Genomic DNA, 5,415 nt, shown 5'->3' on the forward strand with positions numbered 1-5,415 from the left:
CCTGGAAAGCAGATGCACGATCCATAAAGCCGCGTCCGCGGTCAGCAGCCTTGACGACAGCAACATGATTGCCGTGAACCTGCTCACCGCACGTCCATGCTTCAGCAGCAAAACCAAGCTGCTCTGCAATCAGCTGTCGGTTGCGGATCACTTTCTCCGGTTCATCCCCTACATGAAATGCACAATTCAGACTATCGTACGGCACCTCGCTAACACCGCCATGACGTCCTGTAAAACCTGCTGTCAAGCCCTGAACCTTCCGTTTCCAGGATTGAATATATAACAGCTCCGGCACGGGACGTACGCCATCTTCCATGGACGCAAGCCCCGTGGCCACGGTATTCACTACAAACGGTTCCATTTGTCTCACCTCTACTGCCCAGTGTACCAAAAAGCTGCCGCCGTGTCTTCACAAGCAGCTAAAATACATAACCCAACTGGCTTAGAAGCCCCGGCGTTCACTCCGCTCCTGACGTTCGATATACAGCTTTTCCTCTCCTGTAACTGGCTCATCCAGTCCTTCCAATCGTACAAGCACTACATCCGAACCGATCTTGACAATATTTCGCCATGGAATAACCAGCTCGCTTCCCCCTCCAAACCAGCCCATAAACCGGCTGTTACCCGGAACCACAACGGCTTCAATTTTTCCCAGCCGTACATCAATCTCCAAATCGCTGATTTGTCCCAGTCGTCGCCCATCTACAATGTTAATGACATCCTTGGTTTGGAACTCGGAAATTTTCATCGCCCTTACCGACGTTTCCGGCGCATTCACACGCATCACATCCTTTATTTTAATATATGTGCGGGAGAACCCAAAAAATGTCCAATAAACGGAAAAACGATCCACGCAGGATCGTTTTTATCGCAGTCATTCAGGCCATTCATTTCGTTAGGATTTTACGTGCTTTTGCATTTGCTGAATAGCCGATTTCTCTAATCTTGAAACCTGGGCTTGAGAGATACCGATTTCGTCGGCAACCTCCATTTGCGTCTTTCCTTCATAAAAACGCATGGACAATATCATCTTTTCACGCTGGCCCAGGCGATGCATCGCTTCCCGCAGAGCGATCTCCTCAATCCATGAGACGTCTTTGTTTCTGTCATCACTGATCTGATCCATCACATAGATTGGGTCGCCCCCGTCGTGATATATCGGCTCGAACAGCGAAACTGGATCCTGAATCGCATCCAATGCAAACACAACGTCTTCTTTGGGCACATTCAACGCCTCTGAAATTTCAAAAATCGTCGGTTCGCGCGAGTTCAGATTCGTCAGACTATCCCGCACCTGAAGCGCCTTATATGCAATATCCCGTAACGAACGCGATACACGAATCGGATTGTTATCCCGCAAGTAACGTCGTATCTCTCCGATAATCATCGGAACCGCATAAGTGGAGAACTTCACGTTTTGCGAAAGGTCAAAATTATCAATCGCCTTCATCAGGCCTATGCAGCCTACCTGAAACAAATCATCCACAAACTCTCCCCGATTGTTAAACCGCTGAATTACACTCAGGACGAGCCGGAGATTGCCATTGACCAATTTTTCTCTGGCTGATCGTTCATTATTTTGCTGAAGTGATGTGAACAGCTCACGCATTTCTGCATTGGTTAATACCGGCAGTTTGGCGGTATCCACACCGCAAATTTCCACTTTGTTTCGGGTCATCGTGTCTTACCTCCCAAGGAGCAACATTAATGTACATTATCTCCTGAGGGCGTTTTTTTATTCGCCGTTTCCATCGCTTCCGGATATGCCCAAATGTTATACCATTTTGTTAAATTCTTTTCGTAAGCGCTTTATAATTCGTTTTTCCAGGCGCGAAATATACGATTGCGAGATACCCAGCAGGTCAGCAACATCCTTCTGTGTCTTCTCTTCTCCGTCCTGCAAGCCGAAGCGCAGCTTCATAATTAAACGCTCTCGATCTGTCAGCTTATCCAGCGCCTTATGCAATAATTTGCGGTCTACCTGCTCCTCAATATTACGGTAAATGGTATCATTTTCCGTTCCCATCACGTCGGAAAGCAATAATTCATTACCATCCCAATCAATATTCAGGGGCTCGTCAAACGAAACCTCTGTTCTCGTTTTGCTATTGCGCCGCAAGTACATCAAAATTTCATTTTCAATGCATCTTGAAGCATAAGTCGCAAGCTTGATTTTCTTTTCGGGATCAAAGGTGTTAACGGCCTTGATCAGTCCAATGGCACCGATGGATACAAGATCCTCAATGTTGATCCCCGTATTTTCAAATTTACGGGCAATATACACGACCAACCGCAAATTCCGCTCGATGAGCATAGAACGTACTGCTGCATCTCCAGAGGAGAGCTTTCCGAGCAAATACTCTTCCTCGTCTCTCGTCAGCGGTGGGGGGAGCGCCTCGCTGCCGCCAATATAATAAATTTCTTCACTTTTTAGGCCAAATAAAAATAAAATACGATAATATTGCAATTGCAATGCTAGCCTGATTTTCATTTTTAATTTCATCTGCTCCCGCATAACCTTCTCCCCCTTTTGAATTTGAAAATGGTGCAAAATCTCTTTCGTCTCCTTCAAGCCTCATCCTGTACCCTCGCTCCACGCTCCTGCGCCTGTAAAAGCTCGCTAAGACGTGCATCCCCCTTCTGGCTCATATCAGCATGGCCCTCTTCGTGTGCCGTCACATCCGGGTGAATAATCGCTCGGTATTGGCCCTCTGCTGACAATGTCCCCCCATCCAAACCAATAAGCACTCGATCCTGTACATAACGAGCCCCATTCATAATCACCTCCACCCGATCGGGCTTGAGTGCAAGCATAAAGGAATGGCTGCGGTTGATCCCTCGATAGGGAACAAGACGGACACGATCCTGACAGCTGAACGATTCTTCTCCCAGCTCCATCACCAGTTGGTCAACATTCCCCTCAGAACATTTCTGGAGCCAGGAGGAGGGCAAGTAGCCTTCCCACAAGGCCGCCTCCATTACCATGACCGGGATTCGGGTCAAAGGATCGTGCAGTTGGTTGCCTGTATCCAGCAAGCCTGTACACTCAATATGATCCTGCCCGATCCACACCTGCACTTCTCCCAAAAACCCACTCATCCTGTCTGTGCGCTGCTTTGAGGATTGTACAATACGAAAGAAAAGCATCACTCCGACAAATGCGCATAAAATAAACCAGAATGCAATTTTCAACTCAAAGGACATTCCACCCGAAGCGGTATACCAGATGCCATTAAACAATTCCCCCGTACTTTGGAGAAAATAATGCATCCCCAAAATTCCGCCTGCAGCTACAAAATTGATCATGTAAAAAGCACCCATGGTACGAAGGTACTTCTGCATGCTGCCAAATCCAAAAGCCACCAGCAGCATAATGACCGATAATGCAAATTTGATCAGAAACGTAAATAAAAAGGACAGCTCCGGCACAAACATCATGACCACGTACATTGCACCAATGACAGCCGAAAGAATCAGCCTCCACCACGCCGGACGGATTTTTCTCATCCATGCGGTGACCATCAGCAATACAGCATCAATGAACAAATTGGTCAAAAAAATCAAGTCGATATAAACAACCAAGGGTTCACCCGCCCAGCATTTGCAGGATAGGCTTAAGTATAGTAGTCATGCTGTTCAAAGTCTGTCTAACGGTGGGGACGGTGATCGACTAATTTTGTCGGAAAGAGGAGAAGCTCCGCCAAGCGCGGATAGGGAAAACACAAAGAAGCCCGCATCTCCAAGGAGAATACGGGCTCTCTGATTTCAAACTAGTTATCGTTATTATTATTGCGTGAACGGTTACGTAAGAATGTCGGAATATCCAATTGGTCACTGCTTTGAGTATTACCAAATGGACGCAAGTTAGGAGAGCCTTTTTCCATCGATTCGGAAGCCGCCGGATTAGCTACCGGTCTACGTCCCGGTGCCGGTTGGCTTGGCTTACCCTCAAAGCCTGTTGCGATGACGGTAACCTTAATCTCTTCTTTTAATTCTTCGTCAATGATGGCACCAAAAATCATGTTAACCTCCGGATCGGAGGCCGAGGTTACAATTTCAGCCGCCTCATTGACCTCGTACAGAGACAGATTGACGCCGCCAGTGATGTTCATAATTACACCACGAGCACCTTCAATGGATGTCTCCAGCAACGGGCTCATGATAGCCTTGCGTGCAGCTTCAGCCGCACGATTTTCACCAGTCGCTTCACCGATTCCCATCAAAGCAGAGCCACGCTCCGTCATGATCGTTTTTACGTCAGCAAAGTCAAGGTTGATCAGACCCGGTACAGCGATCAGATCCGAAATACCTTGTACCGCCTGGCGCAGAACATTATCCGCTTCACGGAACGCTTCCAGCATTGGGGTTTTCTTGTCCACAATTTCAAGCAGGCGGTCATTTGGGATTACAATCAGCGTGTCTACCTTTTCTTTTAATCCCTCAATGCCAAGTTCAGCTTGATTGGAGCGTTTACGCCCTTCAAACGTGAATGGTCGTGTTACCACGCCCACTGTCAACGCACCGCATTCCTTGGCAATTTCAGCAATGACAGGAGCCGCTCCTGTTCCTGTACCGCCACCCATACCTGCCGTAACGAATACCATATCGGCACCTTTGAGCGTGTTCATAATGAGCTCACGTGACTCCTCAGCCGCTTTTTTACCCACATCCGGGTTAGCACCGGCACCCAAGCCGCGAGTCAGCTTATCACCAATCTGAAGCTTATGCTCAGACTTCGCTAAATGAAGTGCCTGGGCATCTGTATTGACAGTAATGAACTCCACACCTTGAACACCATTTTCGATCATCCGGTTAACCGCATTGCTGCCGCCACCGCCGACGCCGATCACTTTAATTTGAGCCAAGCTCTCCATTTCAAAATCAAATTCCAACATACTATTCCATCTCCCCCTCAATGTGCATGGATGGCCCGTCCATGATTGGCATAATTAGCAATGAACGTTATATAAATTCACTGAACATATTTTTTAAGCGTTCAATCAACCCCTGTTTTTGCTCGCCTTCCGCGGTGGGACTGCTGCTTTTGGTTCGGTTGGCCGGCTTCTTGGTACTTCCGCCACTGTTGCTAACGCTTGTCGATCTTCCACGATAGTAACGAATAGCATTATGCAAGATGCCAACTCCGCTCGTGTAGCCCGGATCCCTTACACCGATAAAATCAGGTACGGCGATCCTTACGGAAGCGGCCAGTTCGCTTTGTGCCACCTGAAGTACACCAGGCATGGAGACGGTGCCTCCGGTAAGTATATAACCCCCCGGAAGCTCTGTGTAACCCAAGCGCTTAACTTCCGCCTGAATGAGTTGAAAAATTTCCTGCACTCTAGGCTCAATAATAGCAGCCAAATCCTGCTGGTTAAACTCTTTATCGACATTACTGCCGATACGGGTTACTTT

At 47.8% G+C, this 5,415-nt stretch carries 6 protein-coding genes and 1 pseudogene; all 7 read right to left on the bottom strand.

Annotated features, from left to right (window positions below):
• The coding region (locus tag WG8_RS28545) for a laccase domain-containing protein (protein ID WP_007431180.1) at positions 1-361 on the bottom strand (361 nt) is incomplete at its 3' end.
• An 81-nt stretch (positions 362-442) separates the two neighbouring features.
• Positions 443-784 carry a YlmC/YmxH family sporulation protein gene (locus tag WG8_RS15580; RefSeq protein ID WP_007431181.1) on the bottom strand — a complete coding sequence of 114 codons (342 nt, stop codon included), beginning with the start codon at positions 782-784 and terminating at the stop codon, positions 443-445.
• 111 nt (positions 785-895) lie between these two features.
• The gene (sigG, locus tag WG8_RS15585) at positions 896-1,678 is read right to left on the bottom strand and encodes an RNA polymerase sporulation sigma factor SigG (RefSeq protein WP_007431182.1); all 783 of its coding nucleotides are present in this window, start codon (positions 1,676-1,678) and stop codon (positions 896-898) included.
• A 96-nt stretch (positions 1,679-1,774) separates the two neighbouring features.
• Positions 1,775-2,515, bottom strand: a complete 741-nt coding sequence (gene sigE, locus WG8_RS15590) for an RNA polymerase sporulation sigma factor SigE (protein ID WP_007431183.1) — start codon at positions 2,513-2,515, stop codon at positions 1,775-1,777.
• Between the two features lie 53 nt (positions 2,516-2,568).
• Positions 2,569-3,582, bottom strand: coding sequence for a sigma-E processing peptidase SpoIIGA (spoIIGA, locus tag WG8_RS15595; RefSeq protein WP_007431184.1), 1,014 nt, complete (start codon positions 3,580-3,582; stop codon positions 2,569-2,571).
• Positions 3,583-3,770: 188 nt separating this feature from the next.
• The gene (gene ftsZ / locus WG8_RS15600) at positions 3,771-4,895 is read right to left on the bottom strand and encodes a cell division protein FtsZ (RefSeq protein WP_007431185.1); all 1,125 of its coding nucleotides are present in this window, start codon (positions 4,893-4,895) and stop codon (positions 3,771-3,773) included.
• A gap of 67 nt (positions 4,896-4,962) precedes the next feature.
• Positions 4,963-5,415 (bottom strand): annotated as a pseudogene (locus tag WG8_RS28550) (cell division protein FtsA); the annotation flags it as partial.

Origin of the sequence: Paenibacillus sp. Aloe-11 (genome assembly GCF_000245715.1) — a bacterium.
In the GTDB taxonomy this organism is placed as follows: Bacteria; Bacillota; Bacilli; order Paenibacillales; family Paenibacillaceae; genus Paenibacillus; species Paenibacillus kribbensis.